Raw genomic sequence first — 24,781 nt, forward strand, 5'->3', positions numbered from 1 at the left:
TCCCCCAGAGGAAGGGCTGCGAGCGTGGGCGTGGACCACACCGGCGGGACCGACACCCGCACAGAGACCACCGACAAACCCGGCCCGTCCGAACAGCAGAACAGCCTGCCCGCCGACAAACCCGGCTCCCCCGGCCAGCCGTCCCGCGCCGAAAGCCTCGCCCGCGCCCGCGAACCTGCCCAACAGAACGGCGCGCAGCAAAACGAGGTGAAGGAAAGCGTCGGCCAACCCGCCGATCAACGTGACGGCGAGACGACTGAGTCGTCCCAGAACGGCAACGACAGCCAGGAAACGGGACCACCCGGCCAGAACGAGGCCGAGAGCACCGGCCAGGGCACGGACGAGCGGGACAAGGGCAAGGGTGCCTCCGAGACCGGCGAGGCCGGATCGCAGGGACGCCGCGACGAGGACCCACGTTCCGAGAGCAAGGGCACCACGGCCGAGGACAAGCCGGAAATTGGGGGATCCGACGACCGCGGGCAACCCGTCGGCCAGTCCCCCGAACAGCGGACCGACAGCCGTGCCGAAACCGCCGACAGACCCGACTCGGCCAGGCGCCAGTACACCCTGCCCGCCGACAACCCCGGCTCCCCGAACCAGCCGTCCCGCATCGAAAGCCTCGCCCGCGCCCGCGAACCCGCCCAATGGAACGGCACGCAGCAGAGCGAGACCTCCAGCACCACTGACCGGCCGACCCAGGAGCGTGACGTCCAACCCGCCACAGCCCAGACCACGAGCGACGGCACGGCTAACGGCGTGAACGGCAGGCCCGAGACCGTGCAGGAACAGGACGCGGGGAGAACTGTCACTAGTCAGGGCACACCCGAGTCTGGCGATCCAGGCCGACCCACAGACGGCACTTCGCAAGGGCAGACCGACGTCCACGGCGAGACCGCCGAAAATCGGACGCCGTCCGAGCGTCAGTACACCCTGCCGGCCGACAACCCCGGCTCCCCCGACCAGCCGTCCCGCTTGGAAAGCCTGGCCCGAGCCCGCGAACCGTTCCAGCAGGAGTCCGACACGCGGCAGGCTCAAAGCACCGGTCAAGAGCAGCAGGACGCGGGCGGCCCGGTGGCGGACCAGAATCCTCCCGAGTCCCCGGTCTCAGAGGCACCGCGGACCGCCGAGCAGGACCCGCAGGCCCCCGGAAAGCCCGACGCTGAAGGCCCCCAGCTCTACCACGAACGGACAGGGGAGAACACCGAACAGCCCTTCGGCTCGAAGGAAGGCGGACAAGAAGTCACGCCCGGTGAACCCCAAGCCCATGAGCGTGCCGCCAAACCGGCCGGTGACTCCGAACAGACCCCGCAGATCCCGGATGGAGAAAGGACCACCGACGGCCGGACGTCCCAGCCTCAAGAGACCGAGCGACCTCCGGAGCAACTCGGCGAGCAGCGCACCACCGACAACGCCGCTCGCCCTCAAGAAGCGGCAGACCGCGAACAGGAGACGTCGGAACGACAGGGCGAACAAGACGCCGAGCGTGGTAGTAATACCGAGAGCATAGAAACCGCCGAGGCCACCACCCCAAACTTCAACTCACTCACCCATTTTGGTCCATACAACCCGAACGGAAACCGCCTCCTCACACTTGAAGAAGCAAGAGGGATCAACAACGGATCCAATCGACCACGCGAGACTGACGAGCCCAACTCGGAGGTTCCCCGCTGGCAGTCCGAGCCGCTCACTCCTCACAACGGGCCGACGCGCGACGATATCGGCACCCGAGGACGCGGCGAGGTTGGCAGCCCCGAAACCGACCCCGCTGACGAAAATCCGAGTGAACCGGAGCGTCCATCTCGCAGGAGAGAGCTCCTCAAGGAGGGAATGAGGAAATCCGACGACATCGTCAATGTTGGCAAGAAGGCCGTTGGTCCAGCAATAGACGCTCTCAATGCCAAACCGCCGACAGGTCATCCAAGCACTGTCCGCGATACCGACATTACAATGGGACCTTCCCCACAGGCCCCAGTGAAAGTTGGAAGTGCAGCTATTGGCATACTCGGCGCAGCGATTTTGGCCGGGCGAGCCACACACTGGACAACTCAAAAGATAAACGAGAGGCGAGGAAGAGATAGTGCCAGTAACTGACGATCAGGTAGCCGCCCTTCGCGCACTACTCAAGGGTGAGGGCGAAAAGCATCGAGAGCTTCTAGATCAACTTGACCGCTCACAGGCCAACGTCGGATATTCGGCGCTTCTCGCTGCAGGCTTCTTCGAAGCAGTCGAGCGGCGCTTTATCGTTGATAACCACGTGACGAACCCGGACAGGGTTATCGACTTCGTCGCTTCCATACGAGAGAGGACAGACGAAACACCTGACGCGGTAAGACCGGACATTGCCGAACGTATGATCTTCCATGCACTCGACCAAGGCGCGTCGATTTCCGACATCGCTACAGACACTGTCATCCAACATCAAATTATCTTGCTGGCAGCTCTAATCGGCGACGCAAAGTTGAACGACTTGGAGCTGGACGGTTTTCTGAGAAAGATCCGAACAGATGCTGACGAGTTGATCGATTGATGGATTACTCTCGAATTAAGGTCGGCGAGGAGCACATACTGGCGCTGCGGGCATTCCTGTTGAAGGGTCCGAAAGCATGGGCGCCCCTACAGGCCAGGATGCAGAAGGACGACGAGACCGCTGCCGGTTACATGGCGCTGCTCTACGGAGCTTTCAGCCTTGCGGTGCGCCGGATATTTTCTCCGACCTACACCGTCGGTGGGATCGTTCGCTTCGTTGCCGATCTGCGGATTAATGCTGAAGACGATGCGGATCTGATCAACCCCCTCGTCGCTGAAGACCTGGTTCGGCGAGCCGTTGACGCTCCCCTTCTCAAGGGCGATGTGCCGAGCGACTTGACGGCCGTTCTGGATGCCGAAATCTATATCTTGTTGCACCTCGTCGCTGAAGCCGACTTCGACCGGGCCGGTCTAGAGCAGTTCATCGAAGATGCCACCGCCTACACAGAGCAATGGCTTGCCATGCGGCAGAGCACGTCATCCGCGTAACGAGCGGTTCTCGAAACCTGGCGAACTGGTCCCGTCTGCGGGACCGTTCGGACGGCTCATGGTGGCTTACTCATCGACGCTGGCACCCCTGTGGTCGCGCTAGCCGGAAGACCGGATAGGCCACGTGCTTCCTTGGGCCCGCGGAAAATGCGGGCCGCCTCAAGGTCCGCCGCGGTAACCAGTGGACCGGGGCAAATATCGCTGATCCTCCTGGCGGGCGAAGCGCCTATTACACAAATCCAGTGGCCGGGTGCGGTCATTGCGTCTGCTCATCGCCGGCACGCCGAACGAAGTCCGTTACAGGCTTCCCATGGACCGTGGCCGTGCGCATTGCCACGGTGTTTCCGGGAGTCCGTTGCCGCTTCCGGTGTCACAAGGAACCGGCAGGATGGGAAACCGCCGAAGCTCCACACCATCTCTTTCTTGTGAAACCGCGTGGGCGGGTTCGGGCTAGGGGTGTGAGTCCAGGGTTTATCGCCCGGCCGGTCGTGGGTTCACCCGAAGTGTGCGGCAGCAAGCCCACGCCACCTAGACAGCTTCACCCGCCTATGGATCGATATTAGACGAATCTCCGGACGTGCGAGCGGCACCGCGCGACCGAGTATGAAAGGTGTCGCCTCGCAATGGTTGATCTGTGGAATGCAGACTCCTTCTTAGAAAAGTCGGCCGACGTCATTCGGAGGGCGCTGAGTGCGTCTTCCGGATCCAACATCCCGGCGTCTGCGGATGAGGTGTGGACATCTGTCGATATCGATAGCTTGCACGACAAGTCCGGAAGGCCGCCAATTGCAGGCTTTGAATCCTGACTTTTTAGACAAATTAAGCATATGGAAGTTGCACGTGCGGAATTTGTATGTGCGAATGTCGGGAGCGTACTGGTTTTCGATGTGCGAGTCGCACTCTTGTCCGAGGGTGACCGTACGCTTACCCAGAGATTGTTGATAACACTGCGTTAGCGATCAATGCAGATCGTGTCCGACGCGATATCGAGAGGACGGTCATGCCGAGCCCCTACGTGCGCCGTCGTCAGTTGGCGGCCGAGATCCGCAAGCTTCGTGAGAGTCGTGGTCTCACGGCCGATGGTCTAGCCGGCCTCATGTTCTACAACCGCGCGAAGATCTCCCGGCTGGAGAACGCCCAGCGCCGCCCGGACCTGACGGAGATCATGGACATCCTCGACGCGCTCGAAATCACCGGCAGCCAGTACGACCGGGTTTGCCAGCTCGCCCGCGAAGCCGCACAGAAGGGCTGGTGGGACCGGTACGGCATGACCGTGGGCCCCCGTCAGAAGGTAGCGGCCGACCTTGAGTACAACGCTGCGACCGTCCGCAACTACGACCAGACGGCGATGCCAGGCGCTCTACAGTGCCGCTCGTTCATCCAAGCTCTCGTCAGTCTCGATGACAGCCAAGGGACGCTCGACTACCAACCAGACCGGATGGCCGAAGCCCGCGAACGTCGACAGGAGGAACTACTCAGGCCGGAAGGACCGACCTACGAGACCATCCTGGACGAGTGCGTGATTCACCGGCTGGCGGTACCACCCGAGGCGATGGCCGCCCAACTCCGGCACCTGGTCACAACAGCCTCAGAGGCTGAGCGGATCACAGTCCGTGTACTGATGCACAACGCCCGTGTCCCGGGAGGCTTCCTCCCGAAGTCGTCGTTCTATCTCTACACCTTCGACGAACCAGGCGACCAACCCATCGCGATCGTCGACACCGTCACCACTGACCTAGTTCTTACGCAGCGCGGCGAGGTGGCACGGTATACCGGGATATATGACCGCCTCCGGGAGGCCGCCCTGTCAACGCAGGACAGCATCGCCTTCCTGACCCAGGTGGCCAACCGGCTCACCGACCAGGCAGGATCGAGAATATGACCAAACAGTTCCACAACTGGCGGAAGTCTCGTCACAGCGAGCCCAATGGCCACTGCGTTGAAGTAGGCCAAGCGCCCGAGGGCACGATCGCCGTCCGTGACACCAAGCTTCACGGCAACAGTCCGGTCCTGGAATTCACTAGGGCAGAGTGGCGAACCCTCCTCCACGAGATTCGGACGCAGAAGCACTGACCACCCACACGCCATTGGGCTTGGGAGCGAACCTTCGCGTTTCTGGGCTGGTGGCGTCCTGAGAGCGTCCACACTCATTCCGGGTGACGCGATCCTTCTCTTGGAGGCGAATCGAGGATCGTCCTGTACGGCTCCCCTGTCTCCACGGCCCCCGCCATCGCGTCGTAGACGTCCAGGATCAGTACCCTCGGCCGGGCAAGCCGTTCGGGATCGTTGCGCTGGAACGCTCCGAAGCTGTCCATGACGTAGCCGACACTATTTCGGCCGACGCCGTACAGGTGGAAGTACGCGGCATCCAAATCGGTTCTCGTCGCTTCAGCGAACACCGGATAGGTATTTACCCGGTCTGCGCCCGTCAATGGGGTACCTACACGATCCAGGAAGCGATTGGCTCCAGCCTGCCGACTCTCTTCGGGCTCCGGACGATGCTGGGGCTGATCACGGAAACGGTGGCACTGCGTCCCTGGAAGGCGTAGGAGGCAGGCTTGGCGAAGTCGCTGCCGCGCGTCTGCGCGTAGGACGCGCGGCAGCGCAGGTAGAAGCGGAACGGGCTGCCGATGTGGGCGGCGCGGAGTGCTTCGCCGGGCGCGCGTTCGCCGCCGTCCGCGCCGAGCCAGACCTCACTGGGGACGGGTCGCGCAGCCGCGGCAAGACGTAGGGGCGCCGCCCTCGTCGGTGTCGAACCAGGCGTTGGGGAAGCGGCCCGCTTCCATGGGGTCCTCGACGGGCCAGGGGGTGGGTGGCGCTGACGTAGAAGTAGCCGTTGGCGTTGTCGCCATCGGCGGCATCCTGATCCTGGCGCGGCGTCGACCTCCTAGTGCGGGTGACGACTAGGGTCTCCTGCCCGCACTCGCGGCAGAACGTGAGTGGGAGCAGGCTTGTCCCGGCGGCCGGGCACGCTCACCTGGTACTGGCTGGTGAGACGGCGCTCGGCCTCGTTCTCCCGACGACGTAGACGGTGTCGTCACTGGTGAGGAGCTGGTGCAGGCGGAACGCGAACAGCGGCCAGCCGGTCTTGGGGTCTCGTTCACGCGATGCCTGCTGGAGGGCGTGGGAGGTTGCCTTCTCGCAGCGGGCGCTCGACTCGCCGGTGAGCGCGGCGCGTTCCTCGGCGGCGCTTGTTAGCGTGCGGGGCCGGCGGCAGATTAGGCGGTCTCCGCGTTCACCCGGGCGAGGCCGAAGGCCGTTTCGATCCAGCCGGACCAGAGGGTCGCCGGACAGGGCCGCACAGCCGCAGGGCGTCCTGGTGAGCGCGGCCTTGGTGCCCTCGCGGAGGACCTCCGGGCTCGGATCGCCGTCGCGCGCAGCACGGTGGAGGTTGTCTCGCCGATCAGCCGCTCCGGCTTCACCTTCGTGCCCAGTAGGTGGGTCGCCATCTTGGCCATCTTCTCCTGGGCCTCCGCGATGGTCGCGCTGGTCGAGGTCGTCATTGGCGTCCAGACGCACTTGAGGTCGTGGCGGCGCAGGTGTCCTTGAGGCGGCGGAGGGACATCGCCACGCACCCTGCCGGTTCCGGTGGGTGTGCGGTTCGTCCAGTACGAGGCAGTGAACCCTTTTCAGCGTGATGTGGTCTCGCGGAGTTGCAGAGTGTGGATGGCTTTGGCGAGGCGCCCGGCGCGGTGGGGGCAGCAGCGCAGCTGCCGCAAGATTCTCCATGACTTGAGCTGGGCGTTCGCGCGTTCGCCGGGCCCGCGGAGCTTGGCGTGTGCGCGGTTGGCGTCCTTTTGCGGCTCGGGCTTGTCGCGTCCCTTGTAGGGCGTGAGGATGTGCGCGCCGGCGCCCTGGTACGCCTTATCGGCCAGCACCAGCAGCCCGGTGGCCGCCAGCGCCCGGATGACACCCCAGATCCGGGCCGCCGCCAAGTCGTGGACCGAGCCGCGCAGCGGTCCCGACACCCACACCAGAGCCCCGTCCGGTGCGGCAATGACCTGGAGGTTCATGCCATGGCGGCGATGCTTTCCCGAGTAATACGGCCGGTCGGCGGCGACCCGGTCGATCGAGATCAAGGTTCCATCCAGCACCAGGTACGGCAGGCCGGTATTAACCGCTCCGGCCAGCGCAGGGCCGAGTTTGGGCGCGCGGGCGGCCAACATGTCGACGGTCTCGTTGACGTAGCGCCACGCGGTAGTGGTGGAGACGGCGAATCCGGCGCCCAGTTCGGCGTAGGTCTCGCCTTTGCGCAGGTAGACCAAGGTCATCAAGGCCTGCATGCCCGGTGGCAGGACGCGGCCTTTGCTGCCGATGGCCTGGCGGTGGCGGCGGACCACTCCGGTGGCGTAGGCCAGGGTCCGGCGCGACAACGGCAGCGAAGCACGGTACAAAAGCATGTAGAGCCTCTGGTGGGGACGGGGGTTGTGAGAGATCAACCGTCCTACCAGGGGCTTCTTGACGTTCGGCACCGCCCACGCCGTCCGCGATCATGCTGTGATCAGCACACACGGAACTGCCGCTGAAAAAGGCTCAGTGCAGGACCCGCGTCGCGCCGAAGACGTCCATCCTCCGTCCCCTCAGTTGACGCGTTCCGGAGGCGCTGGGTAACCAGCATTTCGCGAGAGAGGTAGAGCGGATCCCGTGCTGATCCCGTGGTTGTCCGGAGGCGGACGCCGGTTTGGGGGTGTTCAATCATTCTTGGGGGCGGGACGCTCTTATGATGTTCGAGCCTGACGGGGTGTCAGGCTCGGTGAAAGGGTGGTGCGGGGTGGCTCAGCTGGCTATTGCGAACTCGTTCATGCCGCAGTACGCCAAGCTGGAGCCGAAGGTGCGCAAGGGTGTCGAGGCGGCGATCGCGAAGTTCGGCGAGCATACGCATGCCGGGTTGCATCTGGAGAAGCTGAACAATGCCAAGGACTCTCGGATCCGGACGGTTCGAATCGACCAGTTCTGGCGTGGGGTGGTGCTGGCACCGGAGAAAGGCGATGTGTACTGCTTGCTCGCTGTGATGGCACACGATGATGCCATTGCGTGGGCGCGGAGCAGGAAGTTCTCGGTCAACCAGGCGATCGGTGTGCTGGAGGTCCGGGACCAGGCGGCGTTGGACGAAATCTCGCCCGCGTTGGAGAAGGCTGCGGAGGGGACGGTCTTTCGGCTGCTCGGGCATGTCTTCGAGAAGGATTTGGTGCGGCTCGGAATCGACAAGGACATCATTCCGCTTGTCCGGCTGCTGACCGAGGACGCGCATCTGCAGGCCCTGGAGAAGTTCCTCCCGGAGCCGCAGTACACCGCGTTGCTCGCGCTCTCGGACGGGATGAGCGTGCAGCAGGCGTGGGAGGAGGTCGCGAAATACTCGGTTGTGGAGGAGAAGCCCGCGACCGTCGATCCTGATGACCTGGTGACGGCGATGCGGCGGACGCCTGGTCAGGTCGTCTTCGTCAATGGGCCGGAGGAGTTGCGGGATATTCTGGCGCATCCCTTCGACACCTGGCGGATCTTCCTGCATCCGGCGCAGAGCCGGGTGGCGCTGCGGCCGTCCTACAGCGGGCCTGCCCAGGTGACGGGCGGGGCCGGGACGGGGAAGACCGTCACGGCGCTGCATCGGGCGAAGGTCCTCGCGGCCAAGGGCGGGCGGGTTCTGCTGACGACGTTCACCCGGAATCTGGCGGAGGCGTTGGAGAAGCAACTCGCATTGCTCGTGGACGATGCCGAGATCCGCGGCAGGATTCAGGTGAAGAACGTCGATTCGGTCTCGTATGGAATCGTGGGGCGGCACCACCGGCCGGGGATCGCGGGGGCAGACGTTCTCAATCCGCTGTGGGAGGAGGCGGCGGAGGGGACGCCGTTCTCGCCGGCGTTCCTGGAGCGGGAATGGGAGCAGATTATCCTCGCTCAAGGGCTGGAGAGTGAGGAGGACTATCTCGCGTGTACGCGGAGGGGGCGCGGGGTTCCGCTCGGGAAGGCGCAGCGGTCGGTGGTGTGGCGTGCCATCCGGCATGTGGTGGACGGGCTGGCGGCCGAGGGGAAGTCGACGTTCCATCAACTCGCCAACGAGGCCGCCGATCTGGTGGACGGTCCGGAGTACGACCATGTGATCATCGACGAGGCGCAGGACATTTACACGGCGCAGTGGCGGCTTCTGCGGCGGCTCGTCGCGGAAGGGCCGGATGATCTGTTCATCGTCGGGGACCCGCATCAGCGGATTTACGACAGTCATGTTTCGCTGGCGAGCTTGGGCATCAATGTGCGGGGGCGCAGCACGAAGCTGAAGGTCAATTACCGGACCACGCAGGAGATCCTGGCCTGGGCGGTGCCGTTGCTTGGGCTCACGCCGGCTCAAGGCCTCGATGACTCGGCCGACACGTTGGACGGATATCGGTCGCCGATGCATGGGCGGCGGCCGGTCGTCAAGGACTATCCGGATTCGGACGCCGAATTGGACGGTCTCGTCGCGCAGGTGCGGATGTGGGTCGACGCCGGTGTGGAGCCCGGCGCGATCGGGGTCGCGACTCGGTACGTGTGGGTGATGCGGAAGGCCGCGCGGCGGCTGAAGGAGGAGGGCATTTCGGCGTTCCAGGTGCCCAACAAGTCCGCGGGCGTCCAGGTCGGGACGATGCACAAGATGAAGGGGCTGGAATTCCGTTGCATCGCCGTCATCGGGGCCGATGAGAAGTCGCTGCCGTCGGCGAAGGCCATCACTCCGGAGGGCGAGGACGCCAAGGCACATGCGCAGGACGTCCAGAAGGAGCGGTGCCTGTTGTTCGTCGCGTGCACGCGGGCGCGCGACCACCTGTACGTGTCTTATGCGGGTGCGCCTAGCCCGTTCCTGCCTGATTGAGGTCGTCGAGCAGTGTGCGGAGGCCGGGGATCTGCGGATGGTCGTCGCCGTAGAGGCCTGTTAGGTCGGCCAGGAGTTCGGTGAGTTCTTTGCGGGCCTGATCCGTTTCGCCCGCGGCCAGGTCGAGGCGGCCTATTCGTTCGCGGATGCGCAGGGTGAGCGCGTCATAGGGGTTGTCGGTGTGGAGTTCCTCGAGGAGTTCCCGCAGGTGGGCGAGGGCCGTGGCGGTGTCGCCGAGGTGGGCGAGGGAGGCGGCCTCCTGTTCGCGGCAGTCGAGGACGTGCTTGTCGTCCGGGCCGTACCACTCGGCCAGGGTCACGGCGGCGGCGCGGTAGGCGTGGACGGCTCGCCGGTAGTCGCCGCCTTTGAAAAGCACATCGGCCAGGTCGAGGCGCAGCCCCATGTACTCGGCGTCCTCCTCCCCCAGGGCGAGGCGGGTCGGTTCGGTCAGGTCGGAGAGGATTTCCGCCGCCTGGGTGTACCGGCCTTCGCCGGCCAGGTCGGCGGCTTCCGCGCGCGCTTGGACGACCTCGTCCGGTGTAGGCAGCTCCCCATGGGCCTCTACGCGGGCCGAGGAGGCCTTGCCCGTTAGGCGGATTCGGCTGATGGCCGCTGCGTAGTGGTGCTGCGGGGCGATGGTGTCGACGATTCCTGGCAGAGGTGCGAGGGAGGATACGAACTGCAGCAGACGTTGGTACACCTCGTCTGCGTTTGCGGGACGTTCCCCGGGCTGCTTGGCGAGAAGCTGCAGGACGAGCGCGTCCAAACCGAGCGGGATGTCTGGACGCAGCACGCGTGGCGGGGTCGGGGGCTCGTCCTCATGGCGGCGCAGTACCTCGTAGGGCGTGGCACCTGGGAATACTAGGCAGCCGGTGAGCATCTCGTAGAGCACACAACCGAGCGAGTACAGGTCGCTCTGGGGGCCTGGACTGCCGTACACCTGCTCCATGGCCGTGTAGCCCGGCGTGTAGGGCGCGCCGAGGCCGGTTGTGGTTCGCCGTACGTCACCGGGCCCGAGACCCACCGCGGCGCCGAAATCGAGGACCTTGACCGCTCCGTCTGGGCACAGCATCAGGTTGCTGGGCTTGAGGTCGCGGTGCACCAGCGGGCGGCGATGCGCGACGTTCAGTACTGCGCACACCTGGGCGGCTATCAGCGCGGCCCACGAGATGGACAGGTTGTCCTCCGCGTCGAGGACGTGGTCGATCGTCGTGCCCTCGACGTACTGCATCACCAGGTAGAAGCAGCCGTTGTGGCTTCCGAAGTCGTAGACGGTCGGGACGCCGGGGTGCTCGAACCAGGCCGTGCTACGGGCCTCCTGCTCGAACCGCCCGACGAGCGACTCGTCCGTGACGCGGGTGAACTTCACCGCGAGGCGCCGGTCCAGGAACCGGTCGTAGGCGCGCCACACTTCTCCCATGCCGCCGCGCCCGATCGCTTGATCGAGCTCGTACCGATCGCGCTCCCCGAGGAGATCGCCGCGCCGCAACTCCCACCTCCGCTGCCCGGTGTGACCGCAGCGTACCGCCGTCAGCCGAACGGCCGGAGCGTCCCCGCGCCGAGCCCTTCGAGGCCGAGGCGCAGCACCTCGGCGCCCAGGTCGCGGGTCGTGCGGAGGGCGTCCTCCAGGTCGGTGAGCGTGCGGAACGCCTGTCCGAGTTCGGCCTGTTCGTCCAGGGTGAGGCGGGGCAGCCGGGCGCGGCGGACGTCGAAGCGGGCCGAGGAGGTGGAGCTGCGGAGCCGGGCGCCCTGTGCGCCGAGCAGCAGCCAGCCGCCGACGAAATGGGGATCGGCGCGCGTGGTGTCGACCTTTACCAGGGCCAGGCCGGGGCCGAGGGCGGCGCCCCCTTCCTCCAGGACCCGGGCGACCGGATGGCGCGCGGCGAGGGAGACGACGATGTCGCCGGGCGATGTCCGGACGTGCTCAGGGTCGGGAGCGGTCCTTCCCGTGGCGGACCTGCCTTCGGCGACGTCCTCTAGCGTCAGGATCGGTTCGGTGCCTTCACCCACGCGTGCCTTGGACGGCGGGCGGAAGATCTGCAGTACTCCGCCTTTGGCCAGCTCCCCCACCGTCGTCATGGGGATTTCCCCCGGTGCCTGAACGTTCCTCAGGGCCGATAGGGACGCGACCGTCCGAGGCAGGTCCGCGGCTTTCTGCTCTAGTTGCTCGCGGACTGCTGCGAACGAATCTTCCGATGTGGGCGTGCTCCGCTGGGGGAGGTAGCGGGCAGGGATGAGATCGACCTCGTCGTCCAGCAGATCGATGATGCGCACGACGACGCTTGATTCCGTCCGGTCGGACTTGCCCTTCGTGTAGCGGCGCCAAGCGTCCAGCGCCGTTTTCCGGTAGTTCTCCGGGTCGGACGACGTGTCGACCATCAGCACATCGTCCGCGGGCTGGTCCCCATGGGAGGGACGGCGAAGAACCCACACGGTCAGTGCGACGGCCATGTTCGGCACGGCACCGGAGGGCAGCCCTATAACGGCGCGCAGCGCTCCCCGGCGAAGGAGTTCCGCACGGACGCGCCGTCCAGAACGGCGGTTGGCGACGGCCGGGGGCATGAGCAGGACGACGTGCCCCCCAGGACGGACATGGGCGAGACCGTGTTGCAGCCACGCCAGCTCCGATTCCATGCGCGGTGGAAGCCCGTACTCCCAGCGGGGGTCGCCGGTCAGTTCCTCGTAGCCCCAGCCACGGTCGTTGAAGGGCGGATTGCAGACGACCAGATCGACCGTCCGGCCGGGGAAGGCGTCCGCGAGCAGTGAATCGCCCGCGGAGACCTCCGCAGGGGCGCCGCGCAGCGCCAACTGGATGCCGGACATGCGCGCGGTTGTCTCGTCGATCTCCTGTCCGAGGAGCTGCTCGGCGTCACCGAACAGCTCGGCGGCCAGGTTCAGGTAGGTGCCCGTCCCGCAGGCAGGGTCGAGGACGGTCCGGGCAGGGCCGCCGAGTTCGAGCATCAGCCGCGCGACCGGCTCCGGTGTCAGGTACACGCGGCGGCTGTGGTGCTCCAGGTAGCGGGTGCGGAGGAACTCGAACGTCTCCGCGACGCCCAGTTCGTCCACCAGCTGGGAAAGGGCGCGCGCGATCGAGGCGCGGGGTAGGCCCTTCGGGCCGTCGGGCAGTTCGCCGTCCGCGGCGTCGCTCAGGTCACGTCCAGGTTCGTCGCGCAGCCGGACGAGGCAGGCGCCGGCGAAGGTGAGCACGTCGGCGAGGTCGGCGTCCTCGCCGGCCGCCGACCGGAGGGTCTGCCAGACGCGCTCGCGGACGGGCGAGTCGGCCAGTTTCCCCTGGCCGCGCAGCCAGTCCTCCACCTCGGCGAGGGAGAACGTCGGGCTGGCGGCCGTCCCGCCGACCGGCTGGGGGAAGTCGTCGTGACGGCGGCGCCAGTTGCTCACGGCGGCACGTCCCACCGCGGCCAGGCGGGCGATGTCCGCCGCGGTCACCGTCGCATCGTTCGGCACCCTTCACTCCCATCAGCCGACGAGCACGCTGACCACACCCTAGCGCCTGCAGTGCCGGTTGATCTGATTCACGCTACGCCACGCCCAGACCACCGCACAACTCACTATGATCCGAGATTTGTAGGTTGATTGCGTTCACAGTATTCTCTGTGGTTCCCTGTGTATCGAACCTCCCCCGGATGAGAGCGGGTCGATGGCCATGCATGTCCCGACGATGGCGCTGCACGAGTTCGACGACGCCCGAGACGCGATGCCCCCCAACGGCCTCGGCCCGCGGATCCAGCGCTTGCGGGCGTGCGCGACCCGGGCCGGGATGTGCGCCTGCTGCGGAGTCGCGCGCCGGCTGCTGCGGCTGTGCTTCGCCGCCGTCCGGCACGGCGACGCCGCCATCGCGGAGATGCTCCTCACCGAGGCCGAGCACTACATCGACACCGGGGCGCACCACCCGAACTGCCCGCAGGTGCCGCGACCCGCCGCGCGCGGCGTCCGGACGCCGGTACAGGGGCGGGTATCCGGCTGGGACGGGTACCCGGGCGCCCTCGTCGCCGCGACCGACGCGAGCTGGAAGCGCGGCACCTGCGGGCTCGGCTATGTCGTCAGCGACGGCCGGTGGGGCATGCGCGGCTGGACGTTCGGGCCGCAGGACCCGACCGGGCCCCGGAAGGTCCTGGTCAGCGAGCTGCGCGCGGTGGCCCTCCTGCTCGACCGCGTCGGGGACGGTCCCGAGCTGACGCTGCTCGTCGACAGCCTGTCCGCGCTGCGCCTCCTGCGGGCGTGGCGGCGCGGCGAGACCGCCCGGATGCCGGACGGCTACGACCTGCGTCCCCGCCGCTCCGGCCCACCCGCCCTCGTCCGGCTGGCGAAGGGGGTCGCGGGCCGTCCCGGCCTGCGCCTGGAACACGTCCGCGGCCATTCCGGCCACCCGCTCAACGAGACCGCGGACTCCCTGGCGTCCATCGCCCGGCGCCGCGTCACCGAGAACTTCGATTCCCGTTCCCGCGCGGAGGGCCTCGTCGAGGCGTTCCTCCGCGCCTGGCACGACAGCGACCGCGGCGATATCGCCGCCTGAAGACAACGGAGAAGAACATGACTTACGGACAGCGCCCCGTTCCGCCGGCCATGCCGGGCTACGGGCCTCCGCCCAGGAAGCGCGGAAAGGGCTGCCTCTATGCGGTCTTCGGCGGCATCGCGGGACTGGTCCTGATGGGATCCTGCGTCGCGGTCGTGGCCTCCTCGTCCGGCTCGCCGTCCACGACGTCCTCGTCGTCCTCCACACCGGCCGCGCAGACGAAGGGCGGGGAGAAGAAGGCGTCGACGAAGCCGGTCACCAACGGGATCGGCCGCGAGTACCGGGACGGCAAGTTCGCCTTCACCGTCACCAAGGTCAAGAAGGGCGTGAAGAAGGTCGGTGACGAATACGTCGGCGACACCGCGCAGGGCCAGTTCGTCTTCATCTACGTGACCGTGAAGAACATCGGGAACAAGGCCCGGACCTTCACCCATCACAACCAAACCCTCATCGACACGAAGAGCCGCAAATTCGAGGCCGACCCAGAGGCGTCGCTGTGGACCGACAAGGACTCCAAGTCGTTCCTTCAGCAGATCAACCCGGGAAACTCGGTCAAGGGCATCCTCATCTACGACGTCCCGCGCGGCACGAGGCTCAAGGCCATCGACCTGCACGACTCGATGTTCTCCGGCGGCGTCACCGTCCCCCTCGGCGGAAAATGACGGGGCGCACCACGGCAACCGGTCACCCGGCCTGAGCGTCCCACCAGACACAAGGGCTTCTCCCATCACATCAGGCAAATTCACCGTCATCGGCGGGCGGGATGACAGGAGTCACGGCTTGACTGATCGCAATTCCACCGTCGCGGAGGAGCAGCGCGCCGTCGATCGCGCATACGCGTGCTACGAGCAAAGGTTCCGGACCAATCGCGAGACGTTCCGCCCTTCGGAGGTCACCGACTCCCATGCGGGTACGGCGTTCATTCCGGACGTGGCACCCGAGGTGCGCTTCGAGGGCGACCTCCACGGTGAGGCCCTGGTCATCGCTCGGGTGGACGTCAGCGAGGACGGGGAGTCAGGGACCTGGTACATCGGGCGCCGCAACGTCCGCGACGAGACCGGCGACACGTTCGTCGTCAACTGGCAGACGCGAAAGGCGACCGAGTGGATGCTGCGGCGGCCGGACGCCCCCGGCGGGATACGGCTGCGTCGCCAGCTTCGCTGCGAACGCGACACGGTCAAGGACTTCCGGGACGAGATCAGGGTGACCGCCGCGGCCCCTCCGCGGACCCTGCCCCTTGATCAGGCCCAGGTCTCCTCGCCCGCCGAGCCGGGCGAGGAGACCGCGCCCGCCCCGGAACACGCGGTCCCACCCGCCGAAGGGCTGAAGGACTTCCTTCTCCAAGACCTGGAGCGGGCCCGCGACGGGCACATGCGCGACATCGTCGAGACGATCCAACGCGAGCAGCTCCTGCTGGTGGCGGACGAGCGCAAGGGCGTCCTCATCGTGCAGGGCGGGCCGGGCACCGGTAAGACGGCCGTGGGGCTGCACCGAATCTCGTGGCTCCTCTACAACCGGCATTTCAAGACCGGCGAGGTACTGGTGGTCGGGCCGCACCCCGGCTTCCTGCGTTACGTGCGCGGCGTCCTGCCGCGCCTCGGGACGCGCGACGTGACGGCGGTCGAGCTGAACAAGCTCTGGGACTCCCCGCGCGGCACCGACCCGCACGCCGCGCGGATGGTCAAGTCGGACGCCCGGATGGCCGAGGTGTTGCGGCGTGCCGTGGTGGGGATCCCGCGCGCCGACGCGCTCGGCCGACTGCGCGACGGCGTATTCGACGTCCAGGTGGACGGTGTCCGGCTTGCCGTGGACGGCGCGGTTCTGCGCGAGTTCACCGAAGGGAACGAAGCCGCGCCCTTCGCGGTCCGCAAGCGCGGCTTCGCGAATCACCTGATCGATCACCTGATGCGGTCGTACGCGGAGGCGGTGCCGGGCCGCACCGACGCGGACGTCCGCCGCAGGATCGCCCGGGATCCGCGGGTCGTCGGGCTGGTGAACACCGTCTGGCCCAACGTCACCGCCGAGAGCGTCCTGCGCGGGCTGCTCGGCGACCCGGCAGTGCTCCGGGCCGCGGCCGACGGTGTGCTCACCTCGGAGGAGCAGGCGGCGATCGGGCGCCCGCCGGCCGCGCGCGTCGGCGAGGAGCCCTGGTCGCGCGAGGACCGCGTCTGCTTGGAGGAGCTGCGCGTCCTGCTGAGCGGCGAGGGCCCGCCCCGCTACCGGCACATCATGGTCGACGAGGCGCAGGACCTGACCCCCATGCAGGCCCGGTCGCTGGCACGGCGCTGCCCGAGCGGGTCCATGACCGTGCTCGGCGACCTCGCGCAGGCGACCGGAGAGCACGCTTACCAGGACTGGTCCGTGCTCGGCGAGGCCCTCGCGACCGGGGACGGCTGGTATCTGGAGGAGCTGGCCATCGGCTACCGGGTGCCGCGGGAGGTCATGGAGTTCGCGGAGGTTCTCGGCCGCACCGTCTCCCCCGGTGCGGCGTTCCCCCGCTCGATCCGGCCGGTCGGCCCGGACGCGATCACGGTGGTTCCGGCGGACGCGTCCGCCCTCCGGTGCGAGGCCGTCGAGCGAGCCCGGTCCCTCCTCTCACCGGACGACGACCGCTCCATCGCGGTGATCGTCCCTGCGGCCCGGCGGGAGGACATCGCGGCGATCCGCGCAGAACTCCCGGACGATGGCCGCGCGACCGTGCTGACCGCGGCGGAGGTCAAGGGCCTGGAGTTCGACCATGTGGTCCTGATCGAGCCGGCCGAGATCGCCGCCGGGGCACCCGGCGGTCTCGGCCGGCTCTACGTGGCGATCACCCGGTGCACAAGGTCACTGGTGATCGTGCACGCTGCTCCGGTTCCACGTGTTCTGCTTCCGGCCACCGTCAACGCAGAGGAAGGCGACTACGTGATCGACGCACCCACGCCCGCAGCCGCACTCCAGGAGACCGGATCCGGGACCGGCTTCGAGGCGTTCATCGCGGACCTCGAGTCGACCGTCCGGGAAGAGCGCCGGAGCACCGTGCACGAAGGCGTCAGGCACGCTCTGATCTCCGAGCTGTACACGGCGGGGCTCGTCCCCACCGTGAACTCCCCCACCGCGGACGTGATCTGCGATGGAAACGGCGGCAGGATTCTCTACGAGGTTCTGGGCGAGGGAGGCAACACCTACCGGCGGATGCGGGACGCCGTTCTGCGCATCCTGGAGGTCCAGCACGCCGAAGGCGAACCAGCGGAGCACCGGTTCCTGGTTCTTCCCGAGGCGCCCGCGGAGACGTGGGCACCCGAGGTCCTCAATGAGGCGTTCGGCATGTCCGTCATCTGGCGCGCCGAGGGCCGGTGGGAGGGCCGCAATCTCGACCTGGCCCTGGGCCGAACCAAGCCATGACGGCGGTCGCCACCGTCCCGCCCTCCGATGAAGCCTGAGATCAGGTCAGCGACGAACCCGAGAGCCCGCGGAGGTGCTCCGGCTGCGTCATGATCCGACGGTGGCCTCGCCGCTTTTCGCAGGCTGCGAGGCGGGTCTTGCGTGGTCGCGGGTGTCCGGTTCGGGGAGGCTACAAAGCTGGTCGGATCGGACCATTTGGTGCCCGGCATATCGTCGGCGACGACGAACTTTTCCCGTGGCGTTGTGCCTAGCATCACCAGCCATGGGTGACCTAGACGACATTCAGGCGTGGCTCGATGAGCGGCTTCCCCGGCTGCTTGAGGAGCACGGTGTTCCGGGCGCGGGGTGGGCTGTTCTCCAGGGCGACCAGGTGGCCGACGGAGCAGCCGGGTTGATCAGCAAGGCGACCGGGGTCGAGGCGACCGCGGATTCGGTCTTTCAGATCGGGTCGGTGACCAAGCTCTGGACCAGCACTCTGGTCATGCAACTGGTCGATGAGGGCACGGTCGACCTCGACCGGCCGGTACGCGGCTACCTGCCGGAGTTCCGCATCGCCGACGACTTGGCGACCGAACGAATCACCGTACGGCAGTTGCTCAACCACACCGCCGGGTTCGAGGGTGACATCTTCACCGACACCGGGGTGGGCGACGACTGCCTGGAGAAGTACGTCGCGACACTGGACACGGTGCCGCAGCTGTTCCCGCCCGGCGAGCAGTTCTCATACAACAACGCCGGCTACTGCGTGCTCGGCCGGCTCGTCGAGGTGCTGCGGAAGAAGCCGTACGACCAGTGCCTGCGTGATCACCTGATCGCGCCGCTGGGGCTCACCCACACCGCCACAGGTCCCTATGAGGCGATCATGTTCCGCGCCGCGGTGGGGCACGTCGAGCCGGAACCGGGCGCCGGGTACGTGCCGGCGCCGATGTGGGCCATGGCGAGGTCGAACGCCCCGGCCGGGTCGATGCTCTCGATGCGGCCGCGGGATCTGGTCGCCTTCGCGCGGATGCATCTGGAGGACGGCGTGGCGGCCGACGGCACCCGGGTGCTGGCGCCGGGGACCGCCGCATGGATGCAGGCCCGGGAGGTCGGCCTGCCCGATCTGGGGCTCATGGGAACGTCATGGGGCCTCGGTTTCGAACGGTTCGACACGCCGGACGGCGTCATCATCGGGCACGACGGCAGCACCATCGGGCAGAACGCCTTCCTGCGGATGGTCCCCGAGGCCGGGCTGGCCGTCGCGCTGCTGACCAACGGCGGCGACGCCGTCCCGCTCTACCGGGAGATCGTCGGCCACGTGCTCGCCGAGCTCAGCGAGGTCCGGCTGCCCGCCCTGCCCGCACCGCCCGCGGAGCCTCGGCGGATCGACGCCGGGCGGTACGTCGGCACCTACTCGGCTCAGGTCTTCGACCTCACCGTCAGCCAGGACGAGGATCAGCGGATCTGGCTAGAGCAGACGCCCAAGGGGGTCTTCGAGGAGATGGGCGGGCGGCCCGAGCGGACCGAACTCGTCCACTACCGCGACGACATGCTCATCCCGGTCGAAGCCGAGCAGGGCATGTACATGCCGCACGCGTTCGTGGGGGACGACGGCAGCGGCCACGCGCTGTATCTGCACCTCGGTCGTGCGGTCCGCCGCGCCGACGCCTGATCACCGAACACGAGGAACCGTGATGAAGCCAACCGCTCTGGGCCTCTGCCTCGCCCTGTCAGCAGCCGCGCTCGCCGGCTGCGGGGGCAACTCGAAGAGCAGCGGGAACGCCGTCGTCGACGGCGGCACCTTCTCCTTCGGGCTCTCCTCGGATCCGGGCAACCTGGACCCGCAGATGGGCGCGGGCACCTCTCTGTTCACCGTCACCCAGTTCGCCTACGATCCGCTGGTCAGCGTCGACGGCCGCACCGGCAAGATCCAGTCGGCGCTGGCCAGGAGCTGGCAGGTCCGGGGCGAGACGGTCACGCTGACGCTGGCCGACGGCATCACCTGTTCCGACGGCACTCGCCTCACCGCCTCCCACGTGGCCGAGAACCTCAACTTCGTGGCCGACCCGAAGAGCAAGAGTCCCTTCCTGGGGGCCTTCCTCCCCGCCGGCGCCAAGGCGAAGGGCGATGACGCCACCCGGGTCGTGACGCTCACGCTGGCCGGGCCGGCCCCGTTCGTGCTCAACGGACTGGCCGGGCTGCCGATCGTCTGCCCCGGTGGAATGGCCGACCGGTCCTCGCTGAAGACGGGGACGGCCGGCACCGGGCCCTACAAGCTGATCGAGGCCGCTCCGGGCGACCACTACACGTACGCGATCCGGGACGGCTACACGTGGGGCCCGAACGGTGCGACGACCGCGACCAAGGGGCTGCCGAAGACGATCGTGTTCAAGAGCGTCGAGAACGAGACCACGGCGGCGAACCTGCTGCTCTCGGGCGGGCTGAACGGAGCTCAGATCAACGGGCCCGATGCCGTGCGGCTGGAGAAGGCGGGCCTGTACGCGGCCAAGACCCCGGTTCTCGTCGGGGAACAGTGGTACAACCAGCACGCCGGCCGGGCCACCGCCGACCCCAAGGTACGGAAGGCGCTGACGCAGGCGCTCGACCTCGGCCAGTTGCGGAAGGTGCTCACGTCCGGCCGCGGCGCCGCGGCCACCACGCTGGCCACGAACGAGCCGGTCGCCTGCCGCGGCGACTCGGTCTCCCGCGCCTTGCCGGCCTTCGACCCGCAGGCGGCGGCCACCCTGCTCGACCAGGCGGGCTGGACCAGGGGCGGCGACGGCAGGCGCACCAAGGGCGGCAAGCCGCTGAAGCTGACCTTCCTCTACCAGAACAACAACGGCAGCAGCGGTGACGCCGCCGCCGAGCTCGCGGTGAAGCAGTGGAAGGCGATCGGCGTGGAGGCCACCGCGCACAGCCAGAACGAGACGACGTTGACCAACACGATTTTCAGTGCCGGGAACTGGGACGTCGCCTGGGTCTCGGTCAACCTCAACACGCCGGACCAGCTCGTGCCCTTCCTCTCGGGGCCGGCGGCGCCGGAGGGGAACAACTTCGCCGCGATCTCCGACCCGGCGTACGACAGCGCGGTGAAGTCGGCGATGGCGATCCCGGGCGAAGCCGGGTGCCGCGCCTGGCTCTCCGCGGAGTCCGGCCTGATCTCCAAGGCGGACATCGTGCCGTTCGCCAGCAAGGTCGTGCACACCTTCGGCAAGGGCGCCGAATTCCAGACACCCGGGCAGCTCGTTCCGACCAGCATCCGCATGCTGGCCAGGTAGCGAAGGATGGCAGCGGACATGCCGGTGGCGTTGACCGTCCCGGGCAGCACGCGACCACGGCTCCGGGAGCGTCCGTGGGTACGGTTCGGCGTCCGGCGCCTGAGGCGGCTGCTGGTCTCGCTGTGGGTCCTGGTGACGGCGTCCTTCGCGATGATCCACCTCATCCCGGGGGACCCGGTCCGGGGAGCGCTCGGCCCCACCGCGCCGGCGGAGCTGGTCGAGGCACGCCGGCACGCCCTGGGCTTGGACGATCCGCTCATCGTCCAGTACCTCCACTACCTGAAGGGGCTGGTCACCGGGGACCTCGGCACCTCGCTCGCCTCGCAGCTGCCGGTCACCGACGTGGTCGCCCAGCGGCTGCCCGCCACGCTCGCCCTGGCCGTGCTCGCCTTCCTGACGGCCGTGGTCCTGGCGATCCCGCTGGGCGTCGCCATGGGTGTGCTGACCCGGCGCGGCCACGGGCGGCGGACCGAGCTCGCCTTCACCACGACCGGCATCATCATGGCGACCATCCCGGACTTCCTGATCGGCGTCGCGCTGGTCTACGTCTTCGGGATCCGGCTCGGGTGGCTGCCGGTCGCCGGTGACGACACCGCGTCGGCGTACGTCCTGCCGGTGTTCTCGCTGGCGATCGGGCCGGCCGCGATCCTGGCCCGCATCGTCCGCGTCGAGATGGTCGCGGTGCTGGAGGCGGACTTCGTCCGCACCGCGCGGGCCAAGCGCCTTCCCGCCCGGACGATCTACATGGGCCATGCCCTGCCCAACGCCGTCACGTCCGCGCTGACGGTGGGCGGGCTCCTGCTGAGCGCGCTGGTCGCCGGCACCGTGCTGGTCGAGAACGTCTTCGCCTGGCCGGGCCTCGGCAGCACGATCGTCAGGTCCATCCTCACCAAGGACTATCCGGTGGTGCAGGCGATCGTCCTCGTGTACGGCGTGGGCGTGCTGATCAGCAACCTCGTCGTCGACGCCGCCCTGGCCGTGCTCGATCCCCGCTCGAAGATCCGGGAGGACTGACCGATGCAAGGACGCTGGAGGCGGGTCGTCCGTACGCCGCTGGGCCTCACGGCGACCGTGCTGGTGGTCGCCATGGCCGCCCTGGCCGTCCTCGGGCCGGTCCTGTGGGGATCCGGCGCCGACGCCGTCGACACCGACGCCATCCTGGCCCGGCCGTCCGCCGAACACTGGGCGGGAACGGACAACCTCGGCCGGGACATCCTCCTGCGGGTCCTCGTCGCCGCCCGGTTGTCGATCACGCTCGCCCTGCTCGCCATCGTCATCGCGGTCGTCGCCGGGCTGCTGCTCGGCTCGGCGCCGTTCGTGTTCGGTGGCCGGTCCGGCCGGCTGGTGGCGGCGGGGGTGAACATCGCCGTCGCGTTCCCCGGACTGCTGCTGGCGCTGTTCTTCGCGGTCGTGTTCGGCGTCGGCGCGACCGGTGCGGTCCTGGCCATCGGGCTCGCGGGTGCCCCCGCGTTCGCGCGTCTCACCCAGACACTCGTCGCCGGGGTGGCGGCACGAGACTACGTCGCGGCCGCCCGCACGATGGGGGTCGGCCGGTTCCGCATCCTGGTCCGTCATGTGCTGCCCAACATCGCCGAACCGCTGGTCGTCAACTCCGCCATCGGCGCCGGTAACGCGCTGCTGTCCTTCGCCGGGCTGTCGTTCCTCGGCCTCGGCGTCCAGTCCCCCTCCTACGACTGGGGCCGTCTGCTTTACGAGGGCATCGGCAACCTCTACGTGAACGCCGCCGCGGCACTCGCACCCGGTGCGGCGGTGCTGCTGGCCGGGCTGGCGTTCAATCTCTTCGGCGAGTCGGTCGCCAAGGGGCTCGGCATCCCCATCGGCATCGGCCTGCGTGCGGAGGTACCCGCACGTGCCGGGTCGGCGAGCAGGCCGGAGCCCGCGGACCGCGGCGGCGACGCCGGAGACCGGTCCTCCGACATGGTGCTCGACGTCCGCGACCTCAAGGTCACCGTCTCGGGGCCGTCGGGTCCCGTACGGCCGGTCCGTGGGGTGTCCTTCGACGTACGCCGCGGCGAGGCGGTCGGCATCGTCGGCGAGTCGGGCTCCGGCAAGTCCATGACCGCCCTGGCGGTCACCCGGCTGCTCGCCGACCAGGGACACGTCGACGCGTCCCGGCTCGAATTCCTCGGGAAGGACCTCCTGGCGCCGGACACCGCGGTGCGGCGGCGGATGCTGGGCACCACGCTGGCCATGGTCTTCCAGGACCCGATGACCGCGTTCAACCCCACCCGCCGGATCGGCGCCCAGCTGGCGGAGGTGGCGACGCATCACCAGGGCATGAGCCGCCGGGACGCGATGGCCCGCGCCGTCGACCGGCTGACCTCGGTCCGGATCTCGGGCGCGGACACGCGTGTCCGCCAGTACCCCCACGAGTTCTCCGGCGGAATGCGCCAGCGGGCGATGATCGGCATGGGGCTGATGGGCAGCCCGGCGCTGATCGTCGCGGACGAACCGACGACCGCGCTCGACGTCACCGTGCAGCAGCAGGTACTGGACCTGCTCGCCGCGATCCGCGAGGCGGACGGCGTCGCGCTGATCCTGATCAGCCACGACGTCACCGTGGTCCGCGAGGTCTGCGACCGGATCCTGGTGATGTACGCCGGCAGGATCGTCGAGGACCTGCCGGCCGGCGGCCTGGCCACCGCCGCCCGGCACCCCTACACCCGGGCGCTGGTCGACGCGGTGCCCGACATGACCACCGATCCGGCCGAGCCGCTCGCGACCATCCCGGGCCGCCCGGTCGACCCGGCCGACGTGCCGTCCGGCTGTGCCTACGCCGACCGGTGCCCGCTCGCCGACGCCCGCTGCCGGGCCGAGGACCCGCCGCTGGAGGCCGACCAGGCCGACTCGCCCGGCCACCGGGTGGCGTGCTGGCACGCGGGTGAGCCGCTGCCGGATCCGCCGGCCCTACCGGACGACCAGACCATCGACCACCTGGTGGAGTCGCCATGAGCGAGCGAGCCGAGCGAACCGAACTTCGCTTCGAGGATGTCACGGTCCGCTACGGCCGGACGACCGCCGTCGACGGGGTCAGCCTGACCGTGCCAGAGGGTGAGGTGGTCGGGCTCGTCGGCGAGTCCGGCTCCGGCAAGACCACGCTGGCGCGGGCCGCCGTCGGCCTGGCCCCGCTCACCGGCGGCCGGATCACTCTCGGCGGCGACCCGGTCCCCACCCGAGGCAGGCCGCGTCCGCTGCAGATGGTCTTCCAGGACCCCTACTCGTCACTCGACCCGCGGATGACGGTCGGCCGAGGCGTGGCCGAGGCGATCCCGCCGGGCGGCTCACGCGCCGAGCGGAGAGCCGAGGTCGAGCGGCTGCTCGATCTGGTCCATCTGAACCCGGACTGCGCCGGCGCCGTCCCGTCGCGGCTGTCCGGCGGCCAGCGGCAGCGTGTCGCGCTGGCGCGGGCGCTCGCGGCACGCCCCCGCGTGATCATCGCTGACGAGATCACCTCCGCCCTGGACGTCTCGGTCCAGGGGGCCGTGCTCAATCTCGTCCGCGAGCTCCAGCGCGAGCTCGGCCTGGCGATGCTGTTCATCTCCCACAACCTCGCGGTCGTCCGCTATGTCGCCTCGCACGTCGCGGTCATGCGGCACGGCCGGCTCGTCGAACAGGGGCCGACGAGCCGCGTGCTCACCGATCCCGACCACGACTTCACCCGCGAACTGCTCGCCGCGGTACCCGGGCGAACGACACGAAGGAACAGGCCATGAGCGAGCGAAGCGAGCG

The 24,781-nt window shown here is 68.2% G+C and carries 18 protein-coding genes; 14 read left to right on the forward strand and 4 right to left on the reverse strand.

The genetic code is table 11. From position 1 onward, the window contains the following. Positions 1 to 24: 24 nt before the first annotated feature. From K8Z49_RS11015 to K8Z49_RS11035, 5 genes are all read left to right on the forward strand, one after another. Positions 25 to 2,091: a hypothetical protein gene (locus K8Z49_RS11015; RefSeq protein ID WP_412518532.1), complete on the forward strand. Its 2,067-nt coding sequence runs from the start codon at positions 25 to 27 to the stop codon at positions 2,089 to 2,091. Beyond that, positions 2,078 to 2,527 carry a hypothetical protein gene (locus K8Z49_RS11020; RefSeq protein ID WP_152563911.1) on the forward strand — a complete coding sequence of 150 codons (450 nt, stop codon included), beginning with the start codon at positions 2,078 to 2,080 and terminating at the stop codon, positions 2,525 to 2,527. Before K8Z49_RS11015 ends, K8Z49_RS11020 begins: the two co-directional genes overlap by 14 nt. Next, positions 2,527 to 3,015: a hypothetical protein gene (locus tag K8Z49_RS11025; RefSeq protein WP_412518534.1), complete on the forward strand. Its 489-nt coding sequence runs from the start codon at positions 2,527 to 2,529 to the stop codon at positions 3,013 to 3,015. The genes K8Z49_RS11020 and K8Z49_RS11025 overlap by 1 nt, the downstream gene beginning before the upstream one ends. A 1,000-nt stretch (positions 3,016 to 4,015) precedes the next feature. Continuing rightward, on the forward strand, positions 4,016 to 4,897 hold the full coding sequence (locus tag K8Z49_RS11030; protein ID WP_412518536.1) for a helix-turn-helix domain-containing protein: 882 nt from the start codon (positions 4,016 to 4,018) through the stop codon (positions 4,895 to 4,897). Further along, the gene (locus K8Z49_RS11035) at positions 4,894 to 5,088 is read left to right on the forward strand and encodes a DUF397 domain-containing protein (protein ID WP_081842417.1); all 195 of its coding nucleotides are present in this window, start codon (positions 4,894 to 4,896) and stop codon (positions 5,086 to 5,088) included. Before K8Z49_RS11030 ends, K8Z49_RS11035 begins: the two co-directional genes overlap by 4 nt. Positions 5,089 to 5,162: 74 nt before the next feature. On the opposite strand, the gene K8Z49_RS11040 is transcribed toward K8Z49_RS11035, so the two are convergent. Together K8Z49_RS11040 and K8Z49_RS11045 are read right to left on the reverse strand one after the other, a co-directional pair. After that, positions 5,163 to 5,447, reverse strand: coding sequence for a hypothetical protein (locus K8Z49_RS11040; RefSeq protein ID WP_412518538.1), 285 nt, complete (start codon positions 5,445 to 5,447; stop codon positions 5,163 to 5,165). Positions 5,448 to 6,644: 1,197 nt separating this feature from the next. Continuing rightward, entirely contained in the window at positions 6,645 to 7,415 is a 771-nt protein-coding gene (locus K8Z49_RS11045; protein WP_412518540.1) for a transposase family protein, read from the reverse strand. Positions 7,416 to 7,786: 371 nt separating this feature from the next. On the opposite strand from K8Z49_RS11045, the gene K8Z49_RS11050 reads away from it, so the two are divergent. Further along, positions 7,787 to 9,856, forward strand: coding sequence for a UvrD-helicase domain-containing protein (locus K8Z49_RS11050; RefSeq protein ID WP_412518542.1), 2,070 nt, complete (start codon positions 7,787 to 7,789; stop codon positions 9,854 to 9,856). On the opposite strand, the gene K8Z49_RS11055 is transcribed toward K8Z49_RS11050, so the two are convergent. Together K8Z49_RS11055 and K8Z49_RS11060 are read right to left on the reverse strand one after the other, a co-directional pair. Further along, positions 9,834 to 11,345: a protein kinase domain-containing protein gene (locus K8Z49_RS11055; RefSeq protein WP_412518544.1), complete on the reverse strand. Its 1,512-nt coding sequence runs from the start codon at positions 11,343 to 11,345 to the stop codon at positions 9,834 to 9,836. The genes K8Z49_RS11050 and K8Z49_RS11055 overlap by 23 nt on opposite strands. Before the next feature lie 41 nt (positions 11,346 to 11,386). Continuing rightward, a complete protein-coding gene (locus K8Z49_RS11060) occupies positions 11,387 to 13,321 on the reverse strand; it encodes an N-6 DNA methylase (RefSeq protein WP_412518546.1) in 1,935 nt (644 codons plus the stop codon). Positions 13,322 to 13,514: 193 nt separating this feature from the next. Here K8Z49_RS11060 and K8Z49_RS11065 point away from each other — a divergent pair, with 193 nt between their 5' ends. The 8 genes from K8Z49_RS11065 (at position 13,515) to K8Z49_RS11100 (ending at position 24,765) form a co-directional block, all read left to right on the forward strand. Then, on the forward strand, positions 13,515 to 14,390 hold the full coding sequence (locus tag K8Z49_RS11065) for an RNase H family protein (RefSeq protein ID WP_021592510.1): 876 nt from the start codon (positions 13,515 to 13,517) through the stop codon (positions 14,388 to 14,390). 17 nt (positions 14,391 to 14,407) lie between these two features. Then, positions 14,408 to 15,052 (forward strand): DUF4352 domain-containing protein, encoded by a 645-nt coding sequence (locus K8Z49_RS11070; RefSeq protein ID WP_024934748.1) that lies wholly within the window; start codon positions 14,408 to 14,410, stop codon positions 15,050 to 15,052. A 118-nt stretch (positions 15,053 to 15,170) separates the two neighbouring features. After that, positions 15,171 to 17,774, forward strand: a complete 2,604-nt coding sequence (locus K8Z49_RS11075) for a HelD family protein (protein ID WP_412518549.1) — start codon at positions 15,171 to 15,173, stop codon at positions 17,772 to 17,774. Positions 17,775 to 18,036: 262 nt separating this feature from the next. Beyond that, on the forward strand, positions 18,037 to 19,425 hold the full coding sequence (locus tag K8Z49_RS11080; protein WP_412518551.1) for a serine hydrolase domain-containing protein: 1,389 nt from the start codon (positions 18,037 to 18,039) through the stop codon (positions 19,423 to 19,425). 22 nt (positions 19,426 to 19,447) lie between these two features. Beyond that, positions 19,448 to 21,031, forward strand: coding sequence for an ABC transporter substrate-binding protein (locus K8Z49_RS11085; protein ID WP_412518553.1), 1,584 nt, complete (start codon positions 19,448 to 19,450; stop codon positions 21,029 to 21,031). A gap of 18 nt (positions 21,032 to 21,049) precedes the next feature. Further along, complete coding sequence (locus K8Z49_RS11090; RefSeq protein ID WP_412518555.1) at positions 21,050 to 22,045, forward strand: ABC transporter permease; 996 nt, start codon at positions 21,050 to 21,052, stop codon at positions 22,043 to 22,045. A gap of 3 nt (positions 22,046 to 22,048) precedes the next feature. Then, positions 22,049 to 24,004: a dipeptide/oligopeptide/nickel ABC transporter permease/ATP-binding protein gene (locus tag K8Z49_RS11095; protein ID WP_412518557.1), complete on the forward strand. Its 1,956-nt coding sequence runs from the start codon at positions 22,049 to 22,051 to the stop codon at positions 24,002 to 24,004. Further along, positions 24,001 to 24,765: an ABC transporter ATP-binding protein gene (locus K8Z49_RS11100; RefSeq protein ID WP_021592503.1), complete on the forward strand. Its 765-nt coding sequence runs from the start codon at positions 24,001 to 24,003 to the stop codon at positions 24,763 to 24,765. Before K8Z49_RS11095 ends, K8Z49_RS11100 begins: the two co-directional genes overlap by 4 nt. Positions 24,766 to 24,781: the final 16 nt, after the last annotated feature.

It is taken from the genome of Actinomadura madurae (genome assembly GCF_047130825.1).
GTDB lineage: Bacteria > Actinomycetota > Actinomycetes > Streptosporangiales > Streptosporangiaceae > Spirillospora > Spirillospora madurae.